The organism is Noviherbaspirillum sp., from assembly GCF_035254865.1.
Classification (GTDB): Bacteria; Pseudomonadota; Gammaproteobacteria; order Burkholderiales; family Burkholderiaceae_D; genus Noviherbaspirillum.
Genome location: NZ_DATFAF010000030.1, coordinates 1 through 24,354, shown reverse-complemented (window position 1 = coordinate 24,354; position 24,354 = coordinate 1). Strand labels below are relative to the sequence as shown.

Here is a 24,354-nt window from a genome sequence, read left to right as displayed (position 1 = left end):
CCTCAGAGCCTGATCAGCTCTTTGTTTCCCGTGTCGCCAGGTATTTCGTCTGAAACACACACATGCGGATCGCATCCCGGTAGACGCCGTTCACGAAGAACTCGCCGACCAGTTCTCCTTCGGTAACGAAGCCGCATTTCTCGTAGATATGGATCGCCGCCACGTTTTCCTTGTCGACCAGCAGATACAGCTTGTACAGGTTGAGCACGCAGAACGCATATTCCACCGCCATCTGCGTCGCCCTCATGGCATAGCCCTTGCCCTGCCATGAGGGCGCAATGATGATCTGGAATTCGGCGCGGCGGTGGATGTAGTTGATCTCGACAAGCTCGACCAGGCCGACCAGTTCTTCCGCGTCGTTCTCGATGATGAAGCGGCGCTCGCTCTGGTCATGGATGTGGCGGTCGTAGAGCTGCACCAGCTCGACATATGCTTCGTAGGGCTCTTCGAACCAGTAGCGCATGATGTTGCTGTTGTTGTTGATCGTGTGGACGAAATGCAGGTCGTTGCGCTCCAGCGGGCGGAGCTTGATATTGGGTTGCGAAATGGTAGTCATGCTGATTCCGGTTTGACGGTATAACGCGACAGGTTCCGGTGCATTGCGATGCGCAATGCACCGGAACCTGTTTGAACATCTCGGCGAGCGCACCCGCCAGGATGTTCAGACGGGCTCTTGCATCCTATGCTGAGGGGTGCGGAGAAACTTGTCCAGCGCAGAACGAAATGGCGTCGCGCGAATGACACTGACGCGCAGCGGGGCGAAGCTTATTCCTCGCCCTTCTTTTCCTTGCCGATGGTGGCCACCTGCTCGAAGGTTTCCCACGGGATTTCGGTCACTTCCGGCTTGGGAATATGCCGGTAATGTTCCAGTCCTTCGTTGATGTATTCGTCGGACAATTCCTCCGATTTCTTGTCGCCGCCAGCCTCGGTGTTGGTCTCGACTTCAGTGCCGCTGTTGCCGTTGGCGTCCGCCACGGCGACTGCCTGGACCGCGTCCTTGATCGGAAAGCGCCAGTAGATCTTGTCGAGCTCCAGGTCGCAAGCCTTGCGCACGTGCTCGCGCACGGTCATTTCGATGATGTGCGAAAGGCGGAACCGCTTCATCGGTTCCGACTCGACAACGGCGGTAAAGCCTGCGGCGCTGCGGAAGCAGTCGGCCGACACCTCGACGCCGGTACGACGGAAGTAATCAATGATGGTGGCCCTGATGGCAGCGACATCCCGCTGCTCGCGACGCGCCTTGATTTTGTTGGCACTTATATAAGCCAGCACAGCCAAGACGATTGCCGCCAGTAAGATGGCGAGCATCAGGATGACGGCATCAGCATTGAATAACATTATTGTTTGACCTCACTGGCAGCAGCAGTTGATGGCATGGGTTTGACTCGATTCAAGATCTCAAGATCATATCACCGCGGACTGCAAAACGACTTGAATTCATGTCTATGAAGCAACATTGCGCCGCAACGACTGCGCCTTCAAGCTTCAAATCCGCAACGTCTGCTCAGTCGGACTTCGCCAGCAAGCTGAAATGCTCGACCGCCGGCGGCACCGCGAAATAGGGGCCGACGATGCCGCGCCATTCCTGGAAAGCCGGCGACTGGCGGAAATCGACGGTATGGTTTTCCAGCGTTTCCCAGAATATCGTCAGCACATAGCGCTCCGGCGACTCGATGCCCTTGTTGATCTTGTAACCTCGGAATCCCTTGGCCTTGGAAATGACCTGGGCAAGACCGCGCTGGATGGCGTCGTCGAATTCGGCTTGTTTGCCGGGCTGGATGCGAATGTCGGCGAGTTCAAGAATCATCTTTTTTCCGTCCGTTGAAGAGGGGTTGAAATAAAGGCATGACGGGATTATTGCATCTTCCGATGGTGTCGCGCGACTGAATATATTTCAGCGACGGCGTGCCTTCCTGCCCTTGACCGCAGCCCGTTTTTTCCGCGGCGGCTCCTGCAGGGCAGGCAGCATGCTGCCGTCGAGGTAGGAGTCGATGTAGCGGTATTGCTTGCGTCTTTTCGCGTCGCGTCCGGTAGCCTGGATGTAGCCGTTGTCCCAGGGACAAATCCAGACATCGGGTCATGCGCGGCCGGCAATACACCGCTGTGCTTGGCCATGGCAAACTTTGGCGCACAATGATTCGTCGAATTTACGTGTTCGACCGGAGCAAGCCGTGACCAAACGCAAATCCCTGCCTAGGTGCTGAATGCCGTCGTGAGCGCTTGCTTGCTGTCGAGCGGAACGGAAAGCTGCAGTACGGTGCCTTTTCCGAGGCGGCTGTCGATCGTCAGTTCGCCGTTGAGCATCTTGACGCGCTCCTGGATGCCGACCAGACCGAAGCTGCGCGGCTTGCGGCGGTCGCCGGGATACATGCCGACGCCGTTGTCCCGGACCGTCAACAACAAGCGGTCACGCGCAATGGTCAGGGCGATCTCGACGTGGTTAGCTTGCGCGTGGCGGCCGATGTTGGTGAGCGATTCCTGCAGAATGCGGAAAATCGCCGTTGCCTGCGCATCCTGCAACGTCAGGCCGTCCTCGTTCATCACCAGGTCGCATTTGATGCCGTTGCGCTGTTCGAATTGCTGTACCTGCCACTCGATCGCCGCGTGCAGACCGAGATCCAGCACCGGTGGCCGCAGATTGTTCATGATGCTGCGGATCGACTTCATCGTGGTGTCGATGTAATCCAGCGCCTCGGCCGCCCTCTGGCGCAGCAAGGGGTGACGATCGCCGGCGCGCGCGTGCAACCCGGAAACGTCCAGCCGCAAGGCCAGCAGATTCTGCCCCAGTTCATCATGAATTTCCCGCGCGATGCGCTTGCGCTCATCCTCGCGTATGCGTTCCTGGTAGGCCGCAAGCTCGCGCAAGGTCGCTTGCGACTGCCGCAAGGCCTCTTCCACATTCTTGCGTTCGACGACCTCGTGTTCGAGCTGCGCGATCACCTTGCGCAATTCGGAAGAGCTGGGCTGAAGCAGTATCTTCGGCACTGTCAGCCACAAAAGAATCGCCGCCGTGGCGGATATGACTGCCGTCAGCGCTCTCAGGCTGGCATCCAGCCCGTACACCGGCTGCCAGATGGTCCAGAGGGCCACGAAATGCGATGTGCCGCAGGCGAAGATGAACAGGGCGAAGGTCACGTACAACGCCAGGAAACGGACGTTGATGCGCCGCTTCACGAAATACAGGAGCGCGAACGTAATCGCGTAATAGGCGATGCCGATCGTCGTATCCGAAATCACGTACGTCCAGAGCAGCTCGGGGGTCCACAAATAGCAATGCCCATGGGGCATGAAACCTTCGTTCACAAACCACTGATCCAGTAGATCGGGCACAGACGCCTCCCATGTTGTCGAACCAAGACCCATTGCATGAACGCGGCCACTTCCGCCATCGAAGGAATGAGTTCCTGAACTGTCGTTTGCCGCGTCGCGCATCGGACGTCGGCAGCGCCAGTGTAGCAGGGTGTCGCCCCAATATTGTCAATGTGGCACGCAAAATCAACAGGTATTCCTGCAACACCATGTTGCATGGCGCAGTCGCGATGCCCCATACTTGGCCCAGGGCGCGCTTGCCGGGGCCCGCCTGCGACCAACCATGACAACAATATGCGAAGTGCAGCCGGCCAGGACCGTCATCAGGGAGCGTCATGCCGTCATTTCTCCAACCCTATCGCGCCATCGTCTGGATCGCCATCCTGCTGCTGGGCGCAGTGTTCGGCACCACCGCTGCCGGCTACTTTGCCTCCCGCTCCGCGCTGCAACACGATCTCGCCGACCGCCAGCTGCCGCTGATCGGCGACCATGTCGAATCCGTGCTGCAAGCCGAGTTGCGGCGGCCGGCAGCCATCGCATCCATGATGGCCAACGACAGCTTCGTGCGGGACTGGCTGCTCAATGGCGAAAGCGATCCGGATTCCATCGTGCGCTATCTGGCCGAGGTACGGCAACAGCAGGGGGCGGTCACCGCCTTCCTGGTGTCCGAGCGCAGCCGAAAATACTATTACGCCGACGGCACGCTCAAAGGCATACAGGAAAACGATCCCCAGGACAGCTGGTTCTTCCGCGCCAGGGATGCACAGGTGCCGTCCATCGTCGACGTCGATGTGGACAGTGAGAACATCAATGCAGTGACGGTGTTCGTCCACCACCGGATGCTCGACCGTGACGGCGCTTTCCTTGGCGTGACCGGCATCGGACTGAAGGTGGAAACGCTGGGCGAACTGATCGAAAACATCCAGCGCCGCTTCGGCAGTCGCATCTATTTCGTCGACGCGCAGGGAACGGTGGTCCTGGCTGGCAGCACCATGCGGCAATTGCATGGCTCGCTGCACAAGGCGCCTGGCATCAGCGACATCGCAAGCCAGCTCCTGCACAAGGACAGCAAGCCGGCCTGGTTCGAATACCGGCGCGACGGCCGGCGCATCCTGGTCAGCTCGCGCTTTCTGCCGACATTGGGATGGCATCTTCTGGTGGAGCAGGACGCGGGCGCGCTTGCCGTGCCGGTACGGCGCACATTCCTGCTGAATCTGGCGATCGGCCTCGGCATCACGGCGCTGACGCTGTCGCTCGTGCTGCTCACCGTGCGCCGTCACCGCCAGCAACTGGATCGAATGGCTGGCAGCGATGTGCTGACGGGGCTGCTGAACCGGCAGGCATTCGACCTGGTGTTTTATCATGCGAGACTGGATGCGGAGCGCAGCGGGAGGCCGCTGTCCGGAATCCTGTTCGACATCGATTTCCTCAAGCAGATCAATGAAGCGCACGGCTACCAGGCCGGCGACGAAGTGCTGCGCAAGGTGGCGCAACTGGCAAGGAGTACCGTGCGCGAGAGCGACGTGCCGGCACGCTGGGGCGGCGAGGAATTCATCGTCCTGCTCAAGGACTGCTCGCTGGAACAGGCCGCGTCGGTCGCGGAAAAGCTGCGCGAGGCGATTGACCTGCATGATTTTTCCAGCATCGTGCCGGACCGCCACATCACCATCAGCCTCGGCGTCGCGCAACATGAAGCGCTGCAGACCGGCTGGGCATTTTTCTCGCGCCTGGACGAGGCGCTCTCCAAGGCCAAGGGCAACGGCCGCAACAGGCTGCAGGTGGCGCCCGCGATCAACGATGCCGCGCCCGAGCCGGCCTGACAATCAGCCAAAACAGATAAAAAAAGGGAAGCGTTGCCGCTTCCCTCTTTATTTCTTCGGGACTGAACAGCGCGATCAGTAGCTGGTCAGCGGAGCCGGTTGGCCGTTCTTGAAGGTGAACACCGTGACCGGCGACTGCTTCATGTTGCCCTTGTCGTCGAACGTGTAGGTGCCGGCGACGCCCTTGTAGGAGCCCTTGTAGATCTCGGCGCCGACTTTCGCGGGATCGATCGAATTGGCCTTCTTCATCGCATCGGCATACATCATCATGCCGTCATAGAATGAAGCCGCGTAGACGTCCGGTTCCTGGCTGAAGCGCTTCTTGTACTTTTCCTTGAATGCCGGGCCGTTGGCGGCCTTGTCGAGGATGGCGCCGCCCTGCGCGCACAGCACGTTCTCGCCCACTGCGTCGCCGCCGAGCTTGCCCATCTCCGTGACGCAGATGGTGTCGCCGCCGAGCAATTTGGCATTGATGCCGAGCTGCTTCATCTGGCGCGCCATCGGGCCGCCTTGCGGAGCGTAGCCGCCGTAGAAAATGGCTTCGGCCTTCTTGGCCTTCAGGTTGGTCAGGATGGCGGTGAAGTCGGATGCCTTGTCGGTGGTGAACTCATGTCCGACCACTTTCATGCCGGATGCCTTCGCCTGCTTCTCGAACTCTTCCGCGACGCCCTGACCGAAAGCGGTGCGGTCGTCGACCACCGCCACGTTCTTCAGCTTCAGTTCCTTGGCGGCGTACAGCGCCATCTTGGAGCCGAGCTGGGAATCGCTGGCGTTGACGCGGAATAGGTTCTTGTAGCCTTGTGCCGTGATCTTCGGATTGGAAGCCACGGTCGCGACCAGCACGCCTGCTTCGCTGTAGACGCGCGATGCGGGAATCGTGACGCCCGAGTTGTACGGACCGACCACGAACTTGACGCCGCTGTCGATCAGTTTCTGCGCGACGTTGACGCCCGACTTCGGATCGGCCTGATCGTCTTCGCTGACCAGTTCGAACTTGAGCTTCTTGCCGCCGACGGTAATCGGCTTGGCGTTCAGTTCCTCGATCGCCAGGCGCACGCCGTTTTCATTGTCCTTGCCGGAAAAGGATTGCGAGCCGGACAAGGGGCCGCTGTGGCCGATCTTGACGACGACCTCTTGCGCAGACACCGCGCCGGCCAGGCCGAGCAATGCAAGCGCACCGATAATCTTGTTCAATTTCATCATTGTTGTTCCTCGTTGAAGTATCTCCAAGGCGCGAGCGATTATGTCGCGCGACGCCTGCCTCTGTGAACGGGATAGGTCACGGATGGGGATTATGGGGAAGTTCGGGGAAAATTATCTTGCGTTTTTTTCACGGAATTTGCCGGTTCGCAGCAATTTATTTCCCGCCAACCGACATTATCGAATTTAATTCGGTCTGCCCTCGGGCGAGAAAAACAGGCTGATCACACCACTAACAGGGGCAAGACCATGGAGACAGGCAATTTGTACGGACGGATTCCGACGCAACTGCCGGAGGAGTTCGTTCAGGTGCTCGCGACGGGGCACGGCACGCGCATCGAGAAAATCGTGTCGAAGGGCCATAGCTCGCCGCCCGGCTTCTGGTACGACCAGGCGGAAAATGAATGGGTGCTGCTGCTCAAGGGTGAGGCGGGCTTGCGCTTCGAAAAGGATGATCGCGTGATGCATTTGACCGAGGGCACCTATGTGAATATTCCGGCCGGCGAGAGGCACCGCGTGGAATGGACCGCGGAAAACACGGAAACGATCTGGCTTGCGGTGTTTTATTGAAATTGCATCTCCTCACTTCTTGCAGTAAGGTCTGCTACACGCCGTTTTGAACCAGGCATTCATCATGAATCGACAAAGCACTTCCACTGCCCCGGCCGCACCGCAGCCGCACTTCGGCAGGCCTGACAGCGGCTGGCGCTTGCGTCTGTATACGATCATTTTCGAGGCCGACACGGTCGCCGGGCGGCGTTTTGACCTGTCCCTGATCGCCGCCATTCTCTTCAGCATCCTGGTGGTGATGCTCGACAGCGTGCATGCGATCAGCCAGCCGTACGGGACGCTGATCGATACGCTCGAATGGGCATTTACCATCCTGTTCAGTATCGAATACCTGGCCCGCCTGGCGTGTGTGAAACGTCCGCTGCAATATGCAACAAGCTTCTTCGGCATCATCGACCTGCTGTCGGTGCTGCCGACTTACCTTGCGTTTTTCATTCCCGAAGTGCACCTGCTGCTCGATGTGCGCATCCTGCGCCTGATCCGCATCTTCCGGATCCTGAAGCTGACCATGTATGTGCAGGAATACCAGGTGCTGGTCGATGCCGTACGCGCGAGCCGGCGCAAGATCATGGTGTTCCTGTCTATCGTGATGATGGTGGTGCTGGTGATGGGTACCCTGATGTATGTCGTCGAGGGGCCGGACAACGGATTCACCAGTATTCCGAAGGCGATGTACTGGGCCATCGTGACGATGACCACGGTCGGCTACGGCGATATCACGCCGCATACCGAATTCGGCAAGGCGATCGCATCGGTGATGATGCTGCTCGGCTGGGGCGTGCTGGCGGTGCCGACCGGGATCGTCACGGCGGAGATGACGACCCAGCGCCTGACGCGCGTCGTCACGACGCGCACCTGTCCCAATTGCCTGAGTGAAGGCCATGAACCGGGCGCGCAGTATTGCAAGGATTGCGGCGCCCGTCTGCCGCCGTATCAACACACCTGAATGCATGGAAAAAGGACGCTCCTGATGGATCTGCTCATACGCAACGCCACCCTGCCGGATGGCGCGCGCGGCATCGATATCGCGATTGAAAACGGCCGCATCGCTGCCATCGGCCCTGGCTTGCAGGTGCATGCCCATCAGGAAATCGATGCGGCAGGAGATCTGGCGACGCCGCCCTTCGTCGATGCGCATTTCCACATGGACGCGACGCTCAGCGTCGGACTGCCGCGCGTCAATCGGTCCGGCACCCTGCTCGAAGGCATTTCCTTGTGGGGCGAGCTGAAGCCGCTGCTGACGCAGGAAGCGCTGGTGGAACGCGCCTTGCAGTATTGCGACTGGGCGGTGGCGCGCGGCCTGCTGGCGATTCGCAGCCATGTCGATGTGTGCGACGACCGCTTGCTGGCGGTGGAAGCCCTGCTGCAGGTGAAGAAGCAGGTTGCGCCATATCTGGACCTGCAACTGGTGGCGTTTCCGCAGGATGGCTTGTTGCGCATCCCGTCTGCCTTCGGCAATCTGAAACGCGCGATCGCGATGGGCGTCGATGTGGTCGGCGGCATCCCGCATTTCGAACGCACGATGGCAGACGGCGCGGAATCGGTGCGCCTGCTGTGCGAGTTCGCGGCGGACCAGGGCCTACGAGTGGACATGCACTGCGACGAATCGGACGATCCGCTGTCGCGCCATGTCGAGACGCTGGCGTATCATGCGCATCGCCTCGGCATGCATGGACGCGTGACGGGATCGCACCTGACCTCGATGCATTCGATGGACAATTATTACGTCAGCAAGCTGCTGCCGCTGATGCATGAAGCCGACGTTGCCGCGATCGCCAATCCGCTCATCAATATCACCCTGCAGGGACGGCATGACAGTTATCCGAAACGACGCGGCATGACGCGCGTACCGGAGCTGCTGGCGGCCGGCATCGATGTGGCCTTCGGACATGATTGCGTAATGGATCCGTGGTACAGCCTCGGCTCCGGCGACATGCTGGAAGTGGCGCACATGGGCCTGCACGTGGCGCAGATGACGGGGCAGGAGGCGATGCATGCGTGCTTCATGGCCGTGACGGAAACACCGGCGCGCATACTCGGCCTGGAGGGCTATGGCCTGCAGGCCGGCAAGCATGCCGACCTGGTGATCCTCGACGCGGACAGCACGATCGAGGCGATCCGCCTGCGCGCGGCGCGGCGCTATGTGATTCGCCGCGGACGCGTGGTCAGCCGGTCGCCGGCGGCGCGCGCGACGCTCAACCTGCCGGGGCGGTCGGGAGAAATCGATTTCCGGCTCAAGCGACAGGATCGCAGCGTATGATCGGGCTCCGGCATGAAATAGGTGAGGAATGAAAAGCAAAACCATCAAGCGTCTGATCGCTGTCACGCTCATCGTTCTCGTGACACTGGGAGCGGCCACCTCGCTCGGACTGCACTTCGCGACCCGGGCGCTGAAGAGCCAGGTGGAACAGGCGCTGGGACCGGAAAGCGAGGTCGCGGAGATCGTGGTCGGCTGGTCGGCAATCGAAGTGCGCGGCATACGCATTCGCGCACCGAAGGGCTGGCCGGCGGAAGATGCCTTGCGCGCCGAGCGCATCATGGTGAAACCCGACCTGCTCGGGCTGATTTCGGCGCGCGTGCATGTGCCGCGCATTTCGGTGGAAAAAGCCTACGTGTCCGTCCTGCGCGCGCGCGACGGCAAGGTGCATCTGCTGCCGAGCCTGACGGAAGCCCCGGCCGGGGACGGCGGCCAGAAAGCTTCGGCAGCATTGCCGGTGTCCATCGGAACCATCGAGCTGCATGACGGCGTGATGGAATTCTTCGATGCCACGGTACGCCAGCCCGCGCACAAGACCCGGCTCGACCAGTTGCATGCGCGGATCGACGATCTGCAGCTTCCCGCCCTGAATGGCCGCACCCGCATCCAGCTCGACGGCAGCGTCAAGGGCGTGAATCGCAACGGCAGAGTGATGATCGACGGCTGGGCTGAAATGGCGGACAGGAATTCGGAAATCACCACCAAGCTGCAAGGCGTCGACATGGTCGCGCTGCAGCCTTACCTGATCAAGGCCTCGGAAACCGGCGTGCGGCGCGGCACGCTCGACCTCAAGCTGAAATCGACCGTGCGCAACAACCGGCTGCATGCGCCCGGCACGGTGACATTGACCGGCCTCGAACTGGCACCCGGCCAAGGCCCCTTCGGCACCTTCATGGGTGTGCCGCGCCAGGCGGTAGTCGCCGCGCTGAAAAACCGCAACGGCCAGATTTCGATCGACTTCACGCTGGACGGCAATCTGAACGATCCGCAATTCTCGATCAACGACAGTTTCGCGCGGCGCGTCGGATCCGCGGTCGCGGAAACCCTGGGCATCAGCCTCGAGGGGCTGACGCGCGGGGTAGGCGGCGCCGCGGAAGGCATTGGCGGCGTGGTGAAGAAACTGTTCAGGAAGTAAGGTCGCCTGGAGCCCGTTTCGGCAGGCAGCATCTGCGCATCACAGGCCGGTCAAGGTCCCTTGCCGAGGAGTTTTCCTATACGCCGCGATCATGGTCGGGATGCCGACTTTTCCGGATGGCAGCCCCGGTTTTGATACAATGTCCGCTGTTGTTTTTATATTAACAGCCTGTGTAATGGGAGCCGCTGACACCCGAACAAGCGGGGCTGCGGACAGGCACACCGTTTTCATTCATCGCCGTGCAGCATACCCGCGTTGTTGCACGGCGGATTACTTCAAGGGGAAATCCATGTTTTCGGAATTGACGGCCGCCACGCTCGCGGCATCCTTCATTGCACTCGCCGGCTGTGCGCAAATGGAAAACGGCAACGGCGACAGTCCGGCGCAAAGTGCGTCGGAAGCGCAGCCGCAGGCAAGCGCCGCCAAGCCGGCCGACAGCAAGGCCGGCACCGCCGCGCCCGCCGCCGACAACGGTGCGCAGGCCGCGCTGACCAATCCGGCGATCGTTGAATTCGATGCCCAAACCGTCGAACTCAACAGCGACGCGCAGGCATTGATTGCGCGACTCGCCGCGAACGCGAAGCACTCGAAAAAGATCGTGATTACCGGCTACTGCGACAAGCACAAGACCGGGAAGGCCAAGTCGATCGCCCTGTCGCGTGCGATCAAGGTCAAGAACGAGCTGATCAAGAACGGCGTCGCTGCCAAGACCATACGCGTGAAGTACATCACCGACCAGGCCAAGAACCTCGCCAAGGTCGACCTCGGCGGTGAACCGCTGCGCGTCGAGAACGGCACCGCCGCCGCGCACAAGCACTAAGGTTTTCGCACGCGAGCGCGGTTCTCGCCAGCCGCGATCGCCCACCGCTCCGCCGGATCCGTCCGGCGGACACGTTCCACCGCCGAATTGCGCCTGCCGCCGACAAACATGCCGGGGGCAGGCGTGTCAACGCGATAGCGGGTGCTCTACCCTATTTCGTCGTCGAGCTGTCGTCCCGACGCATTTTTTCCTTCGAAGGATCGCTCGTCCCACTGGACGAATCCGAACCGGAGGGCGCCACGTACGATCCGCTGCTGCCGCTTCCGCTGGTCGACTGGTCCGTCGAGGACGTGCCCGAGGTCGAACTTCCGGTGCCGGAGCTGGTACCTGAGCCGGTGCCCGAGGTCGACGAGTCCGTTCCTGTTCCCGAAGTGCCCGATCCCATGGTGCCGCTACTTGAGCTGCCCGACCCGCCCGAGCTTCCGTAATCCGGTGTCGACGGGACCTGCAGGCCCGCGCCGCTACTCGAATCGGTGGAGGAAGAACCGGACGTGCCGCTGGTGCCCGAAGTTCCCGACGTATCGGTGCTGGTGCTCGGCGTGGAACTCGTGCCCGACGCCCCGCTGCTGCTCATGCCGGAAGAACCGGACGCTCCACTGTCGCTGCTGGATGGCGGCGTTTTCGTGGTCGTGGTGGTCACTGTGCTGGGCGTGTCGGCGGCACCGGAGCCGGACGTGCCGGACGCACCGGAAGTGCCTGACGTTCCGGCCGTGGCGCCCGATGTTTCCGGGGCAGGCTTGCTCGGATCAACGGTTGTGGTGGTCGTGGTCGTGCTTTGGGCCACCGCCTGCGCCGCCATGCCGATCAGCGACAGAAATATAACAATGGGTAATTTTTTCATACTCGCTCCTTCAATTGAAATGTCGGATGTTTGAAAAACGGCCAACGGTCAGTTTTAGACTCGAATTTGTTAGCAGGTTCTCAGCTTTTTAACGACATCTTCGTTAGAGCGGCATTTCCCAATTGAATAGGTGCGCCATTCGCTTTCACCGCAGCAAATTGCCGGCCTGCCTATGCAGTGAAATTGAATGCCTCACGCAAACCATTCCTGCCCTTTTGCGTCAGTTGCAGCACCCGTGTTTTCTGCACGCGCAGCAACCATGCACGCTGCAACATCGCGTCCAGCAAGGCCGCGCCCAGCGCGCCGCCGAGATGGAACTGGCGTTCGCTCCAATCCAGACATCCGCAGGCGAATTGCCGCTTGCTTCGCCTGATGCCGGGCAGGTCGAGCCCGAGTTGCGCAAAAGCCTTTTCTCCCCTGGCGGACAGTTCGAAATGTTTTTCATTGCGCACCAGCAGGCTTTTCTTTTCGATCTGCAGCAGCAGGCGCACGGCAAGCTCGCCCGCAAGATGGTCATAGCAGGTCCGCGCGAAACGCATTGCCGGCGGCGTCGATTTTGATTCCGGCAAGACTCTTGCGCGCGGCGGATCGATTGCGGTCAGCGACTCCAGCGCAAGCGCAACCGAGTTGTCGGCCAGCCTGTAGTAGCGATGTCGCCCCTGCGTTTCGACACAGAGCAGATGCGCGTCGACCAGTTTTGCCAAATGGCCGCTTGCCGACTGGGCAGACACGTTCGCCGCAAAGGCAAGTTCTCCGGCGGGCCGGGCGCGACCGTCCATCAACGACCACAGCATGGCGGCGCGTGCCGGATCGCCGAGCAGGGCCGCCATTTTCGCGATGCGCATTGCGGATTCCATGTTTCACCTCTCAATGAACTATCCCGTGAAAGGCCATCGTATCATGACCTCATCGTCATCGGAGGGCGCCATGTTTGCTGTCGTCTTTGAAGTATTGCCGTCGGAAAGCGGTTACCAGCGCTATCTTGATCTTGCAGCCGCGCTACGCCCGAAACTGGATGCGATCGGCGGCTTTCTGTCGATTGAGCGCTTCGCCAGCATGAGCGATCCAGGCTGGATATTGTCCTTGTCATGCTGGCGGGATGAGGCCGCGCTTGTCGCATGGCGGCGCGACGGCGAGCACCATGCGGCGCAATCGCAGGGACGGAAAGGCATTTTTTCCGACTATCGGCTTCGCGTGCTGCGAATACCTGGCGACGAGGATGCCGATGTCGGCCGGGAACAGGCACAGCTCGGTTTGTGCGAATACCCCGAGGCGAACCTGGCGGGGTACAAGCGCTTGCGCAGCCAGAGCAATCCGGACAAGCAGATCTCGCTGATCGATTTCAGCGATGCCGCAAGCGCACGCGCCTGGCGCGAGGAAACGGCGCGAGAAGCCGTCTCGCCATCGCGTGTTCTATGCGGCGCAATCATCCGCGACTACGGAATGTTCGACCGTGAGCAGGCGCCGCAGCGCTTTCCTGCCATCGGTCATGCAAAGGAATAGGACAACATGGACAATATTCTGTTTCTGCAATCCGAGGTCGATGATCCGTATGCGCTCTATGCGCGCATGCGTGCCGACCATCCGGTCTGCCACGATGACCGCGCCGACATGTGGGCGGTGTATTCGCATGCCGGATGCAAGCGCATCCTTGGGGCGAGCACTGCGCATATTCCTGCTCCGGAGACAAGCGCACTTCTGAGTCCGCCTGCGGCCGTGCTGGTGGTGCTGGCCGCGCTGTTTGCCGGTGACCGGCGCGTGCGCCTGCTGCAATCGCGCATCGCCTGCGAGCCGATGGTCAACGCACGCCTGCCGAAACAGTTGATGATCGCGATCGAGTCTTATTCGTCGTAACGGCGCCCGCGCGAAAACGGCAGATACAGCAGGCGAGCGAAGTTCGCCATCTGGGTCAGGAAATAGCCCTGCGCTTCGTTCACCATGCGGTCGTAGGCCTGGCGATCGAGCGTGCCTTCGCATTCCTCCGATTTCAGCCGTCCATCCTGGTAGCGCGTTTCCTTCATCTTCACATGCAGATTGCCGCCCTCGGAATAGATCTCGGTGGAGGAATAGCGGAAGGTGAAAAATCCGCTCGACTGCGGCATCAGCGCAGGCAAGCGTTTTTCGCGCTGGTCGGCCTCACCGCTTTTCGCGAGGGGAAAGAATGCATTGCGCATCTTGTCAAGATCTCTGCTCATGAGGCATCTCCAATAATCAGGTTCCCGATGGATTCGCGCATCGCTTCGTCTACCGTGTCCAGCCAGACGAAGCGCAATTGCTTGCGCGCCTCTTCCGGAATTTCGTCGAGTTCCTTGCGATTGCGCGCCGGCAGCAGGATGGTCTTGATACCGGCCTGCAATGCCGCCAATACTTTTTCCTTGATGCCGCCCACCGGCAGCACCAGGCCGCGCAAGCTGATTTCTCCGGTCATCGCACAGTCGTTACGCACCGGCTTGTCGCGCACCAGCGATGCCAGTGCGACATAGATCGCCACGCCGGCGCTCGGCCCGTCCTTGGGCATGGCACCTGCGGGTACATGGACATGGATGTCATTTTTATCGAAGACATCCGCGGCGACCTGGAGTTCATCGCAATGCGCTTTCACCAGCGTCAGCGCAGCCTGCGCGCTTTCCTTCATGACTTCGCCCAACTGTCCGGTAAGAATCAGCTTGCCGCTACCCGGCGTGCGGCTCGCTTCGATGAACAGGATGTCGCCGCCCACCGGCGTCCACGCAAGTCCCGTGGCGACGCCGGACAGGCTGGTGCGCATTGCGAGTTCGCTCTCGAATTTCAGCGGACCGAGGATCTCCGCCAGGTCGGCTGCGCCGATCTGCACGTTCTCCGTGCTGCCTTCGGCAAACCGTACCGCAACGTGGCGCATGAGGTTGCCGATTTCCCGCTCGAGGTTGCGCACACCGGCTTCACGCGTGTAATCGTGGATCAGCGCATGCAAGGCTTCGTCGCTCAGCACGCATTGCTGCGGGTTCAATCCCGCGGCCTCCAGTTGCCGCCTGATCAGATAGCGGCGCGCGATCTGCATTTTTTCTTCCTCGGTGTAGCCGGGCAGGCGAATCACTTCCATGCGATCGAGCAAGGGACCGGGGATGGCGTCGAGCATGTTGGCAGTGCCGATGAAAAACACTTTCGACAGATCAAATGGCTGGCCGAGATAATGGTCGCGGAAGCTGACGTTCTGCTCGGGGTCCAGCACTTCGAGCATTGCGGAAGAGGGGTCGCCGTGCACACCGGCACCGAGCTTGTCGATCTCGTCGAGCATCATCACGCAGTTGCGCGAGGCTGCCCTGCGCACCGCCTGGATGATATTGCCGGGCAAGGCGCCGACATAGGTGCGGCGATGACCGCGTATCTCCGCCTCGTCATGCACGCCGCCCAGGCTCACGCGCACAAACTTGCGGTCCGTGGCGCGTGCGATGCTCTGGCCGAGCGAGGTCTTGCCGACGCCGGGCGGGCCGACGAAACACAGGATCGGACTCTTGCCGTTGGGGTTGAGCTTGCGCACCGCGAGATGCTCCAGGATGCGGCGCTTGACCTTCTGCAGGCCGAAGTGGTCCTCATCGAGAATGCGGCGCGCCTCGGCGATGTCGATACGGTCTTCGGTGGCCGCCGACCACGGCAGTTCGCTCATCCACTCGAGCCAGGTCGAGAGCATCGCGTATTCCGCCGACGCTTCGGACATGCGTTGCAGGCGCTGCAATTCCTTGCGCGCGTGCATTTCCACGTCTTCCGGCATCCGGGCGCGCGCAATGGCCTCGCTCAACTCCTCCAGTTCGTCGAGCATGCCTTCGGGCTCGCCCAGCTCGTTCTGGATGGTCTTCAATTGCTCGCGCAGCAGGTATTCACGCTGGCGGTCGTCGATGCGCTCCCTGGTCTGTTCATTGATTTCCTGCGACAGGCGCAGGACTTCGATGCGGCGCACCAGGAAGCACAGCACCTTGTCCAGGCGCTGCCGCAGGTCGGGGGTTTCGAGCAGGTCCTGCTTTTGCTGCAGCGGCAAGTCCATCAGGCCGGCGACGAAATCCGCCAGCGCGGAGGCCGATTCGATGTTTTCCGCGGCCCCGGTCAACTCGCCGGACGCCTGCGGCAGCAGCTCGATGATTTCCGCCGCCCGCTCCTTCACCTGGATCATGCGCGCCTGGATTTCGGCCGAATGTTCTTCCGCATCCTGCAACTGCTGGATGCGCGCGGCGTGGAAGGGATAGCCTTCGAGGAATTCAATGACCCGAAAACGCCGCTCGCCCTGGCAGACCAGATAGTTCGCGCCGTCCTGCCCGGCGATAAAGCGCAGCACGCTGGCCATGGTGCCGGTGCGATACAGCTGCTCCGGCGTCGGCACTTCCACATCGGCGTCTTGCTGCAGCACCAGGCCGACCGGAAGGTCGCGCCGCACCGCTTCGCGCGCGGCCGCGATCGAACGCTCGCGCCCGAGATTGATCGGCGCGATCATGCCGGGAAACAGCACCAGCGCGCGCAGCGGGATGATGACAACCGCATCCGGCGGCAGCTTCGGCGTATCGGCGGATGGCATCGCGAGCGCTTCGAACCCTTCGGCAGGATCGCTGCCCAGGTCTATGCCGCGCGTCGGATCCTGTTCGGTGTTCATGATGCAGCAACCTTTCCTGTGCGCGCAGACCGCACGCCATGAATCGCCATGATGGGCGACACCTGAATTTTCACTTGGACATGACAGACAAGAAGACTGTTCCGCGAATCCATCACATCGGGATTTCTTGCGCGCAGTACCGCGCGGCAGAACTTAGCCGGTGCGTACCAGTCGAATCTGACCTGTCTCGAACTGCCGCACGCGCGGTTCACGTCAACGAAAGGAAAAGCATCATGGACCAACAAGCTCTCTCGGGCATCAATGTCGCCATCCTGGTCACCGACGGCTTCGAGCAAGTCGAATTCACCGATCCGCGCCAGGCGCTGGAACAGCAAGGCGCGATCACCAGGGTCATTTCAAGCAAGCACGGCAAGGTGCAGGGATTTCACCACGATACGAAGGGCGATCAGTTCGACGTCGATCTGACGTTCCAGGAGGCCGACTCGAAGGAGTTCGACGCGGTCCTGCTGCCGGGCGGCGTGATGAACGGCGATCAGATCCGCATCATTCCCGAAGCGCAACGCTTCGTGCAGGAAATGGATGAGGACGGCAAGATGATTGCCGCCATTTGCCACGGCGGATGGCTGCTGGTATCGGCGCGTCTGGTCGAGGGCCGCACCATGACGAGCTGGCCGACGCTGCAGGACGATATCCGCAATGCCGGCGGCACCTGGGTCGATCAGGAAGTCGTGGTGGACGGCAATCTGGTCACCAGCCGCAAGCCGGGAGATATTCCGGCCTTCAGTCAGAAGATGATCGAGACGCTGACGCAGCGCATGACCGAAAGCGCGCGCAGAACGCGCAGCGAGCAGGCGGGGATCGGGATCAGCGGTTGAAGGACTCGGTTGAAGGACTCGCTTGAAGCACAAGCCGCTGCGGGCGAGATGATGGACGGCGCGCGGAACTCCGTCGGGTAATGCACGGAGTTCCGTATCACTGCCTGCGGTTTCAATCGACCTCGAAGGTCACCTTGGCATTGATCCGATAATTGATGACGCGGTTGTTGTCGACCTGCGCTTCGAAATTCTTGACGTAAACAGAACGTATCCCGTGCACCGATTCGCTCGCCTTGACCACTGCGGCGGCAACGGCATCTTCCCAACTGGTCGGCGATTCGGCCAGCACTTCGATCACTTTCATCACATTCGACATGGCGTTCTCCATTGGTAACGGTTAATGTTTCAAGGAAGGAAGCGCAGCACGATGGGGGCGCGGCGCGCCTGATCGATGTTAGGAGGGATGGGCAGGTCCGGCCTGAGCAATATCAAGCCGACCATATTGCAGCGTTTTTAATTGCGCGCGTGGGAGAGATGGAAGGCGTCCAGTCCTTCGAACTGCGACATCTCGCGCGCGAGATCGCTGATCGGCGCGCCGCTGTTCTTGTTGAAGGCGACTGCGACGAAATGCCACTCGGTCTTGCCTTCCCTGACGGCAATCGAGATCGTGCCGCCGGCAATTTCATATCCGCGTTTCACGGCTGCTTCGCGCAAGCGGTCTTCGGATGGCGAGAATCCCTCGCGAAAACGCATTTCGATGGCAATGGCAGCGCGTGACGGCAGCAAGTTTGCCACCTTCGGCACCCAGATCATGCAGATGGCCGACAGCAATGCCAGCAGGATCGCCGACAGATAAAAGCCGACGCCCACCAGCACGCCGATCACCGATGCCGCCCAGATCGACGCGGCGGTGGTCAGGCCGCTGATGTTGAAGCCTTCCTTCATGATGACGCCGGCACCGAGAAAACCGACGCCGGTGACGATGCCCTGGATGATGCGTGTCGGATCGGCGCCCAGCCCGACCGTCACCTGGCCGCCGTACCAGTCGGCCGAGTAACCGGCGATGACCGTCAGTGCCGCCGAGGCCATGCACACCAGCCCATAGGTGCGCATGCCGGCGGCGCGGCCGCGATAGGAGCGTTCATAGCCGACCAGCAAGCCGAGCAGCAAGGCGCCGAACAGGCTCAGGAACACGATCAGATTGGTCGCCAGCACCGGGCCGGACCAGAATGCTGCAAGGGTTTCGAAGGTAGGCAGGTCCGCAGAAAACTTGTTCATGAGGTGGGTCGTCGTTCCGTCAATGGTGAGAAGTCGCGCCCGAGGCTCATGCCTGAAAGCGCCGCAAGCCTTCCAGATCGAGGATCCGGATGCCGCCGTAATCGACCTTGAGCAGCCCTTCCTTTTCCAGCACCTGCAGCGCCTGGTTGGCGCGCTGGCGCGAAGCGCCGGAGAGATAGCCGATCTCTTCCTGTGACACCTGCAGGAACATGTCGGTGCCCGGATAGAGATGATTGTTGAAGAGCGCGGCAAGGCAGCGCGCCACGCGCGTGTCGACATCCAGCAGGCGATCGAACTCGACCATGCCGATGAACTGGCCGAGGCGCTCGTTCAACTGCATCAGCAGGAAACGGGTGAAGGGCAGGCTGGTATCGAGCAGCCACATGAAGGTCTTGCTCGGCATGCGCGCGATGCGGCTGTCGCGCAATGCGACGACATCGTATTTGCGCATCTCCTGCTTGAGCAGCGTGCCCTCGCCGAACCAGCTGCCGGTCGCGATGCCGGTAAAGGTGACGGACTTCCCTTCCGGAGAAAGCGTATTGATTTTCGCGAGGCCGTCGATGATGCCGAACCAGGCATCGACCATTTCACCCTTGCGGCAAATGTAGCCTCCCTTCGGCACGAATTGCTCGACCGTGTCGGCCTCGACGCGTTCCAGTTGAGCCGGGGTCAGGTCTTTTGCCCAGATAGTCTGGCGCAGCAAGTCCTTGAGGGAAACTTTCTCTGAATTCATTGTGCGTCGCACCAACGATAGTTTGGAAATAACAGGTGATTGTCAGTCAAATGACAGCGCACAAAAATTGAACTGTCTAGTATCCTGATTACAAAAATTACGGAGACATTGTAAGCCGAGATGATTGCTGCGGATATACCCGAGGCAATGCTTGGCTTCGCCCACGCAGGCGCTCCAGTCCATCCACGACGGTTAGAACCTGTTAAAAGAGAGTGGGACGATGGCAGACACGATCAAGTCGGGCGAACGAACGTTCCCCCGCATGCTTCTGCAGCACGCGCAAACCAAACCGAACAAGCCGGCCTTTCGCGAAAAGGATCTCGGCATCTGGCAAACCTGGAACTGGGCACAAGTCGCGGATGAAGTGCGCGCCCTGGCCTGCGGCCTTGCCGCCATGGGCTTAAAGCGCGGCATGAGCCTGGCGATCATCGGCGACAACCGTCCGCGTCTGTATTGGGCGATGGCTGCCGCACAATGCCTCGGCGGCGTCGCCGTGCCGCTGTATCAGGATGCGCCGGCAGCCGACATGGCCTATGTGCTGAACGACGCGGAAATCGATTTCGCGGTGGTCGAGGATCAGGAACAGGTCGACAAATTGTTCGAGATCAAGCAAAACCTCGATCGCATCTCGCACATCATTTACGACGATCCGCGCGGCATGCGCCATTACCATCAGCCGGAACTCGCATCGCTCGACATGGTGCAGCAGCTCGGTCGCGATTTCGACAAGGCCTATCCGAACTTCTTCATGAACGCGGTCAATGCAGGCCGCGGCGACGACACCGCGGTGATGCTGTACACCTCCGGCACCACCGGCAAACCGAAGGGCGTGTGCCAGACGCACGCATCCTTCATCGCCGCCGCGGAAGGCGGCGTCGGCTTCGACAAGCTGACCTCGGACGACGACATTCTGTCCTACCTGCCGATGGCCTGGGTGGGCGACCACCTGTTCTCGTTCGCGCAGGCGCTGGTCGCAGGCTTCACCGTGAACTGCCCCGAATCCGGCGACACGGTGATGACCGACTTGCGCGAGATCGGGCCGACCTATTACTTCGCACCGCCGCGCGTATTCGAAAACATGCTGACCACCGTGATGATCCGCATGGAAGACGCGAGCGCGATCAAGCGCAAGATGTTCCATCACTATATGGACGTCGCGCGCCGGGTCGGCTCCGACATCCTCGACGGCAAACCGGTCGGTTTCATGGACCGCATCAGCTATGCGCTCGGCAACCTGTTCGTGTACGGTCCCTTGAAGAATGTGCTCGGCCTGTCGCGCGTGCGCGTGGCTTACACCGCGGGTGCGGCGATCGGTCCCGATCTGTTCCGCTTCTATCGTTCGATCGGCGTCAACCTGAAGCAGTTGTACGGTGCGACCGAGACCTGCGCCTACGTCTGCCTGCAACCCGACGGCAACATCAAGTTCGACAGCGTCGGCCTGCCGGCGCCGGGCGTGGAAGTGAAGCTGGCCGACAACGGCGAGGTACTGGTAAAGTCCGCCGCGATGCTCAAGGAATACTACAAGCGCCCGGATGCGACCGCCGAAGTCATCGACAGCGACGGCTATTTCCATACCGGCGATGCCGGCATCTTCGACGAGCAGGGCCACCTGAAGATCATCGACCGCGCCGCCGACGTGGGCAAGATGAACACCGGAGACATCTTCGCGCCGAACTACATCGAGAACAAGCTGAAGTTCTTCCCCTTCATCAAGGAAGCGGTCGCCTTCGGCAATCAGCGCGACATGGTGTGCGCCTTCGTCAACATCGACATGGAAGCGGTCGGCAACTGGGCCGAGCGGCGCGGCATTCCGTACTCGGGTTATACCGATCTGGCCGGCAAGCGCGAAACCTACGAGCTGATCGCGGAATGCGTCGAGAAGGTCAATGCCGACCTGTCCACCGAAGCCCTGATGTCCGGCACCCAGATCCATCGCTTCCTGGTGCTGCACAAGGAACTTGATCCGGACGACGACGAGCTCACCCGCACCCGCAAGGTCCGTCGCCGCTTCATCGGCGAGAAGTACAAGGTGCTGATCGACGCGCTCTATTCAGGAAAACTTTCGCAATACATCGAGACCCAGGTGAAGTTCGAGGACGGCCGCCAGGGCGTGGTCTCCGCCGACCTGCGCATCGTCGATGTGAAGACATTTGGTGAACTGAAGAAAGCCGCCTGACAATGAATGAAAACCGAAAAATCGGCGACGTGATTCTGGACCTGCGGAACATCTCGCTATCGTTTGGCGGCGTCAAGGCGCTGACCGATATTTCCTTCGATGTGCGCGAACACGAGATCCGCGCCATCATCGGCCCCAACGGCGCCGGCAAGAGCTCCATGCTCAACGTGATCAACGGCGTGTACCACCCGCAGCAGGGCGAGATCGTGTATCGCGGCAAGCACCGCAAGGACATGAACACCCACAGGGCGGCCAAGAGCGGCATCGCGCGCACCTTCCAGAACATCGCGCTGTTCAAGGGCATGTCGGTGCTCGACAACATCATGACCGGCCGCAACCTGAAAATGCAGACCAACTTCCTGCTGCAGGCGATCTACTGGGGTCCGGCGCAGAAGGAAGAACTGGCGCACCGCAAGAAGGTGGAGGAGATCATCGACTTCCTCGAGATCCAGCACATCCGCAAGACGCCCGTCAGCCGCCTGCCGTATGGCTTGCAGAAGCGCGTCGAGCTCGGACGCGCTCTGGCGGCGGAACCGGAAATCCTGCTGCTGGACGAGCCGATGGCCGGCATGAACGTGGAAGAGAAGCAGGACATGTGCCGCTTCATCCTCGACGTGAACGACCAGTTCGGCACCACCATCGTGCTGATCGAGCATGACATGGGCGTGGTGATGGACATCTCCGACCGCGTGGTGGTGCTCGATTACGGCAAGAAGATCGGTGACGGCACGCCGGACGAGGTGCGCAGCAATCAGGATGTGATCAATGCTTATTTGGGAGTAGCGCATTAAGGAATGGGCGTCTTTCTCCTCGCAAGGGAGCAAGACCGGGATGGGGGCAGAGCGGTTGCGCCGCTTGCAACGATGCTTCAACCACTCTGCCTCCGCCCTCGCCCTCCCCGCTCCGGAGAGGGCATCCGCAACGCGCTGAACAGGGACAAACCATGGATTTAAGTTTCTTCTTCGAAGTACTGATCGGCGGCCTGCTGGCCGGCGTGATGTACGCACTGGTCGCACTCGGCTTCGTGCTGATCTACAAGGCGTCCGGCGTCTTCAACTTCGCACAGGGCGCGATGGTGTTTTTTGCGGCGCTGACCTGCGTCGGCATCTCGGACAAGCTCGGCGTGTCGCTCTGGATCGCGATTCCGCTGACGATGGTGGCAATGGTGATACTCGGGCTGGTCACTGAAAAAGTGGTGCTGCGCCCGCTGGTCAACCAGCATGAAATCACGCTGTTCATGGCGACCATCGGCCTGACCTTCTTCGTCGAGGGGCTGGCGCAATTGCTCTGGGGTTCGCAGGTGCGGCGGCTGGACATCGGCATCGAGGACGTGCCCATCCAGTACCTGCTCGACAACTTCAATATTTCGATCTCGCAGTTCGACGTCATTGCCGCCGGCATCTGCGCGGTGCTGGTGATCGGCCTGGCGCTGTTCTTCTCGAAAACGAAAATCGGCCGCGCCTTGCGTGCCGTCGCGGACGACCATCAGGCCGCACTCGCGGTCGGCATTCCGCTGCAGCAGATCTGGGGCATCGTGTGGGCGGTGGCCGGTTTCGTCGCGCTGGTCGCCGGTCTGCTGTGGGGCGCGCGCAATGGCGTCCAGTTCGCACTGACCTTCGTTGCGCTGAAGGCCTTGCCGGTGCTGATCCTTGGCGGCTTCACCTCGGTGCCGGGCGCGATCCTCGGCGGACTGATCATCGGCGCTTCCGAAAAACTGGCCGAAGTGTATATCGGCCCGATGGTCGGCGGCGGCATCGAAGGATGGTTCCCGTATGTACTGGCGCTGCTGTTCCTGCTGGTGCGGCCGGAGGGATTGTTCGGCGAGAAGATCATCCGAAGGATCTAGAAAAGCTCACTACGTGCGTGTTCCTTCCCCCTGCAAGAGGGAGGGAAGCAGTAGGCGAATCACAAACAGAATTAACCGAATCAGGAATACAACATGTTCTACCGTGAAGCAGGTCAATTCAAAGCGACTTACCAGGCCGACAGCCAGATCTTCCCGATCCGGCAGGACCGCATCGGCATTGCCCTGTTGCTGGCGATCGCCTTCGTTGCAGTGCCCTTTCTCGCATCGCCCTACATTTTCTCGGCGATCCTGATTCCGTTCCTGATCTTCTCCCTGGCCGCGCTGGGGCTGAATATCCTGACCGGCTATGCCGGCCAGCTGTCGCTCGGCACCGCGGCCTTCATGGCGGTCGGCGCCTTCGCGTCGTACAACTTCATCCTGCGCATTCCCGGCATCCCGGTGCTGCTGGCCTTCATCCTCGGCGGCATCTGCGCGGCGCTGGTCGGCGTCGCATTCGGCCTGCCCTCCCTGCGTATTCGTGGCTTCTATCTTGCTGCCGCGACGCTGGCGACGCAATTCTTCGTGGTGTGGTGCCTGACCAAGATCTCCTGGTTCACCAACAACAGCTCGTCGGGTGTGATCACCGCGCAGCCGATCACCATCTTCGGTTACCACTTTGACAGCCCGGCCAGCAAGTACCTGCTGACGCTGTCCATCGTGTGCGTGATGGCACTGATGGTCAAGAACATGGTGCGCACCAATGTCGGCCGCTCGTGGATGGCGGTGCGCGACATGGATGTGGCGGCCGAGGTGATCGGCTTCCGCCTGATGCGCACCAAGCTGCTCGCATTCGCGGTGAGCTCCTTCTACTGCGGCGTGGCCGGCGCACTGTATGCGTTCGCCTACCTCGGCACGGTGGAGCCGGAAGCCTACAGCCTGGACCTGTCCTTCCGCATCCTGTTCATGATCATCATCGGCGGCGTCGGCTCCATCATCGGCGCCTTCTTCGGTTCGGCCTTCATCGTGCTGCTGCCC

General features: G+C 60.9%; 25 protein-coding genes and 1 pseudogene. 13 read left to right on the top strand and 13 right to left on the bottom strand.

Annotation, left to right across the window (positions count from 1 at the left end; genetic code table 11):
- Positions 1-13: 13 nt before the first annotated feature.
- From speG to VJ651_RS08775, 5 genes and pseudogenes are all read right to left on the bottom strand, one after another.
- Positions 14-556, bottom strand: coding sequence for a spermidine N1-acetyltransferase (speG, locus tag VJ651_RS08795; RefSeq protein ID WP_324107088.1), 543 nt, complete (start codon positions 554-556; stop codon positions 14-16).
- 209 nt (positions 557-765) lie between these two features.
- Positions 766-1,308, bottom strand: coding sequence for a hypothetical protein (locus VJ651_RS08790; protein WP_324107087.1), 543 nt, complete (start codon positions 1,306-1,308; stop codon positions 766-768).
- A 196-nt stretch (positions 1,309-1,504) separates the two neighbouring features.
- The gene (locus VJ651_RS08785; protein ID WP_324107086.1) at positions 1,505-1,807 is read right to left on the bottom strand and encodes an antibiotic biosynthesis monooxygenase family protein; all 303 of its coding nucleotides are present in this window, start codon (positions 1,805-1,807) and stop codon (positions 1,505-1,507) included.
- A gap of 186 nt (positions 1,808-1,993) precedes the next feature.
- Positions 1,994-2,074: pseudogene (locus VJ651_RS08780) on the bottom strand (hypothetical protein); the annotation flags it as partial.
- A gap of 119 nt (positions 2,075-2,193) precedes the next feature.
- Entirely contained in the window at positions 2,194-3,330 is a 1,137-nt protein-coding gene (locus tag VJ651_RS08775) for a sensor histidine kinase (protein WP_324107085.1), read from the bottom strand.
- Positions 3,331-3,644: 314 nt separating this feature from the next.
- Between VJ651_RS08775 and VJ651_RS08770 the strand changes: the two genes are divergently transcribed.
- Positions 3,645-5,129, top strand: coding sequence for a diguanylate cyclase (locus tag VJ651_RS08770; protein WP_324107084.1), 1,485 nt, complete (start codon positions 3,645-3,647; stop codon positions 5,127-5,129).
- A 75-nt stretch (positions 5,130-5,204) separates the two neighbouring features.
- On the opposite strand, the gene VJ651_RS08765 is transcribed toward VJ651_RS08770, so the two are convergent.
- The gene (locus tag VJ651_RS08765) at positions 5,205-6,329 is read right to left on the bottom strand and encodes a branched-chain amino acid ABC transporter substrate-binding protein (protein WP_324107096.1); all 1,125 of its coding nucleotides are present in this window, start codon (positions 6,327-6,329) and stop codon (positions 5,205-5,207) included.
- A gap of 249 nt (positions 6,330-6,578) precedes the next feature.
- Between VJ651_RS08765 and VJ651_RS08760 the strand changes: the two genes are divergently transcribed.
- The 5 genes from VJ651_RS08760 (at position 6,579) to VJ651_RS08740 (ending at position 11,111) form a co-directional block, all read left to right on the top strand.
- Complete coding sequence (locus tag VJ651_RS08760) at positions 6,579-6,899, top strand: cupin domain-containing protein (protein ID WP_324107083.1); 321 nt, start codon at positions 6,579-6,581, stop codon at positions 6,897-6,899.
- A gap of 64 nt (positions 6,900-6,963) precedes the next feature.
- Positions 6,964-7,845, top strand: a complete 882-nt coding sequence (locus VJ651_RS08755; protein WP_324107082.1) for an ion transporter — start codon at positions 6,964-6,966, stop codon at positions 7,843-7,845.
- Between the two features lie 24 nt (positions 7,846-7,869).
- A complete protein-coding gene (locus VJ651_RS08750) occupies positions 7,870-9,159 on the top strand; it encodes an amidohydrolase family protein (RefSeq protein WP_324107081.1) in 1,290 nt (429 codons plus the stop codon).
- A 28-nt stretch (positions 9,160-9,187) separates the two neighbouring features.
- On the top strand, positions 9,188-10,291 hold the full coding sequence (locus VJ651_RS08745; protein WP_324107080.1) for a DUF748 domain-containing protein: 1,104 nt from the start codon (positions 9,188-9,190) through the stop codon (positions 10,289-10,291).
- A gap of 289 nt (positions 10,292-10,580) precedes the next feature.
- Positions 10,581-11,111, top strand: a complete 531-nt coding sequence (locus VJ651_RS08740; protein ID WP_324107079.1) for an OmpA family protein — start codon at positions 10,581-10,583, stop codon at positions 11,109-11,111.
- Between the two features lie 151 nt (positions 11,112-11,262).
- On the opposite strand, the gene VJ651_RS08735 is transcribed toward VJ651_RS08740, so the two are convergent.
- Both VJ651_RS08735 and VJ651_RS08730 read right to left on the bottom strand, forming a co-directional pair.
- Positions 11,263-11,952: a hypothetical protein gene (locus tag VJ651_RS08735; RefSeq protein ID WP_324107078.1), complete on the bottom strand. Its 690-nt coding sequence runs from the start codon at positions 11,950-11,952 to the stop codon at positions 11,263-11,265.
- Between the two features lie 170 nt (positions 11,953-12,122).
- Positions 12,123-12,809, bottom strand: coding sequence for a helix-turn-helix transcriptional regulator (locus tag VJ651_RS08730; RefSeq protein ID WP_324107077.1), 687 nt, complete (start codon positions 12,807-12,809; stop codon positions 12,123-12,125).
- 70 nt (positions 12,810-12,879) lie between these two features.
- On the opposite strand from VJ651_RS08730, the gene VJ651_RS08725 reads away from it, so the two are divergent.
- Together VJ651_RS08725 and VJ651_RS08720 are read left to right on the top strand one after the other, a co-directional pair.
- On the top strand, positions 12,880-13,455 hold the full coding sequence (locus VJ651_RS08725; RefSeq protein WP_324107076.1) for an antibiotic biosynthesis monooxygenase: 576 nt from the start codon (positions 12,880-12,882) through the stop codon (positions 13,453-13,455).
- A gap of 6 nt (positions 13,456-13,461) precedes the next feature.
- Positions 13,462-13,806 (top strand): hypothetical protein, encoded by a 345-nt coding sequence (locus VJ651_RS08720; RefSeq protein ID WP_324107075.1) that lies wholly within the window; start codon positions 13,462-13,464, stop codon positions 13,804-13,806.
- Here VJ651_RS08720 and VJ651_RS08715 read toward each other — a convergent pair.
- Positions 13,794-14,147 (bottom strand): hypothetical protein, encoded by a 354-nt coding sequence (locus VJ651_RS08715; protein WP_324107074.1) that lies wholly within the window; start codon positions 14,145-14,147, stop codon positions 13,794-13,796. The genes VJ651_RS08720 and VJ651_RS08715 overlap by 13 nt on opposite strands.
- A complete protein-coding gene (gene lon / locus VJ651_RS08710) occupies positions 14,144-16,495 on the bottom strand; it encodes an endopeptidase La (protein WP_324107095.1) in 2,352 nt (783 codons plus the stop codon). The genes VJ651_RS08715 and lon overlap by 4 nt, the downstream gene beginning before the upstream one ends.
- Before the next feature lie 308 nt (positions 16,496-16,803).
- On the opposite strand from lon, the gene VJ651_RS08705 reads away from it, so the two are divergent.
- On the top strand, positions 16,804-17,406 hold the full coding sequence (locus VJ651_RS08705; protein ID WP_324107073.1) for a type 1 glutamine amidotransferase domain-containing protein: 603 nt from the start codon (positions 16,804-16,806) through the stop codon (positions 17,404-17,406).
- A gap of 112 nt (positions 17,407-17,518) precedes the next feature.
- On the opposite strand, the gene VJ651_RS08700 is transcribed toward VJ651_RS08705, so the two are convergent.
- The 3 genes from VJ651_RS08700 to VJ651_RS08690 all read right to left on the bottom strand — a co-directional run bounded on the left by VJ651_RS08700 (position 17,519) and on the right by VJ651_RS08690 (position 19,357).
- Positions 17,519-17,722, bottom strand: coding sequence for a dodecin family protein (locus VJ651_RS08700; RefSeq protein WP_136419651.1), 204 nt, complete (start codon positions 17,720-17,722; stop codon positions 17,519-17,521).
- Between the two features lie 137 nt (positions 17,723-17,859).
- The gene (locus VJ651_RS08695; RefSeq protein WP_324107094.1) at positions 17,860-18,603 is read right to left on the bottom strand and encodes an MgtC/SapB family protein; all 744 of its coding nucleotides are present in this window, start codon (positions 18,601-18,603) and stop codon (positions 17,860-17,862) included.
- Positions 18,604-18,670: 67 nt separating this feature from the next.
- Positions 18,671-19,357, bottom strand: coding sequence for a Crp/Fnr family transcriptional regulator (locus tag VJ651_RS08690; RefSeq protein ID WP_324107072.1), 687 nt, complete (start codon positions 19,355-19,357; stop codon positions 18,671-18,673).
- A gap of 220 nt (positions 19,358-19,577) precedes the next feature.
- Here VJ651_RS08690 and VJ651_RS08685 point away from each other — a divergent pair, with 220 nt between their 5' ends.
- The 4 genes from VJ651_RS08685 to VJ651_RS08670 all read left to right on the top strand — a co-directional run.
- Entirely contained in the window at positions 19,578-21,533 is a 1,956-nt protein-coding gene (locus VJ651_RS08685) for an AMP-dependent synthetase/ligase (RefSeq protein ID WP_324107071.1), read from the top strand.
- Between the two features lie 2 nt (positions 21,534-21,535).
- A complete protein-coding gene (locus tag VJ651_RS08680) occupies positions 21,536-22,324 on the top strand; it encodes an ABC transporter ATP-binding protein (RefSeq protein WP_324107070.1) in 789 nt (262 codons plus the stop codon).
- Between the two features lie 152 nt (positions 22,325-22,476).
- The gene (locus tag VJ651_RS08675; RefSeq protein ID WP_324107069.1) at positions 22,477-23,379 is read left to right on the top strand and encodes a branched-chain amino acid ABC transporter permease; all 903 of its coding nucleotides are present in this window, start codon (positions 22,477-22,479) and stop codon (positions 23,377-23,379) included.
- A 93-nt stretch (positions 23,380-23,472) separates the two neighbouring features.
- The coding region (locus VJ651_RS08670) for a branched-chain amino acid ABC transporter permease (RefSeq protein WP_324107068.1) at positions 23,473-24,354 on the top strand (882 nt) is incomplete at its 3' end.

Coding starts and splice junctions, on each gene's coding strand:
- speG (WP_324107088.1), bottom strand. CDS start 556: ATGACTACCATTTCGCAACCCAATATCAAGCTCCGCCCGCTGGAGCGC.
- VJ651_RS08790 (WP_324107087.1), bottom strand. CDS start 1,308: ATGCTCGCCATCTTACTGGCGGCAATCGTCTTGGCTGTGCTGGCTTAT.
- VJ651_RS08785 (WP_324107086.1), bottom strand. CDS start 1,807: ATGATTCTTGAACTCGCCGACATTCGCATCCAGCCCGGCAAACAAGCC.
- VJ651_RS08770 (WP_324107084.1), top strand. CDS start 3,645: ATGCCGTCATTTCTCCAACCCTATCGCGCCATCGTCTGGATCGCCATC.
- VJ651_RS08765 (WP_324107096.1), bottom strand. CDS start 6,329: ATGAAATTGAACAAGATTATCGGTGCGCTTGCATTGCTCGGCCTGGCC.
- VJ651_RS08760 (WP_324107083.1), top strand. CDS start 6,579: ATGGAGACAGGCAATTTGTACGGACGGATTCCGACGCAACTGCCGGAG.
- VJ651_RS08755 (WP_324107082.1), top strand. CDS start 6,964: ATGAATCGACAAAGCACTTCCACTGCCCCGGCCGCACCGCAGCCGCAC.
- VJ651_RS08750 (WP_324107081.1), top strand. CDS start 7,870: ATGGATCTGCTCATACGCAACGCCACCCTGCCGGATGGCGCGCGCGGC.
- VJ651_RS08745 (WP_324107080.1), top strand. CDS start 9,188: ATGAAAAGCAAAACCATCAAGCGTCTGATCGCTGTCACGCTCATCGTT.
- VJ651_RS08740 (WP_324107079.1), top strand. CDS start 10,581: ATGTTTTCGGAATTGACGGCCGCCACGCTCGCGGCATCCTTCATTGCA.
- VJ651_RS08735 (WP_324107078.1), bottom strand. CDS start 11,952: ATGAAAAAATTACCCATTGTTATATTTCTGTCGCTGATCGGCATGGCG.
- VJ651_RS08730 (WP_324107077.1), bottom strand. CDS start 12,809: ATGGAATCCGCAATGCGCATCGCGAAAATGGCGGCCCTGCTCGGCGAT.
- VJ651_RS08725 (WP_324107076.1), top strand. CDS start 12,880: ATGTTTGCTGTCGTCTTTGAAGTATTGCCGTCGGAAAGCGGTTACCAG.
- VJ651_RS08720 (WP_324107075.1), top strand. CDS start 13,462: ATGGACAATATTCTGTTTCTGCAATCCGAGGTCGATGATCCGTATGCG.
- VJ651_RS08715 (WP_324107074.1), bottom strand. CDS start 14,147: ATGAGCAGAGATCTTGACAAGATGCGCAATGCATTCTTTCCCCTCGCG.
- lon (WP_324107095.1), bottom strand. CDS start 16,495: ATGCCATCCGCCGATACGCCGAAGCTGCCGCCGGATGCGGTTGTCATC.
- VJ651_RS08705 (WP_324107073.1), top strand. CDS start 16,804: ATGGACCAACAAGCTCTCTCGGGCATCAATGTCGCCATCCTGGTCACC.
- VJ651_RS08700 (WP_136419651.1), bottom strand. CDS start 17,722: ATGTCGAATGTGATGAAAGTGATCGAAGTGCTGGCCGAATCGCCGACC.
- VJ651_RS08690 (WP_324107072.1), bottom strand. CDS start 19,357: ATGAATTCAGAGAAAGTTTCCCTCAAGGACTTGCTGCGCCAGACTATC.
- VJ651_RS08685 (WP_324107071.1), top strand. CDS start 19,578: ATGGCAGACACGATCAAGTCGGGCGAACGAACGTTCCCCCGCATGCTT.
- VJ651_RS08680 (WP_324107070.1), top strand. CDS start 21,536: ATGAATGAAAACCGAAAAATCGGCGACGTGATTCTGGACCTGCGGAAC.
- VJ651_RS08675 (WP_324107069.1), top strand. CDS start 22,477: ATGGATTTAAGTTTCTTCTTCGAAGTACTGATCGGCGGCCTGCTGGCC.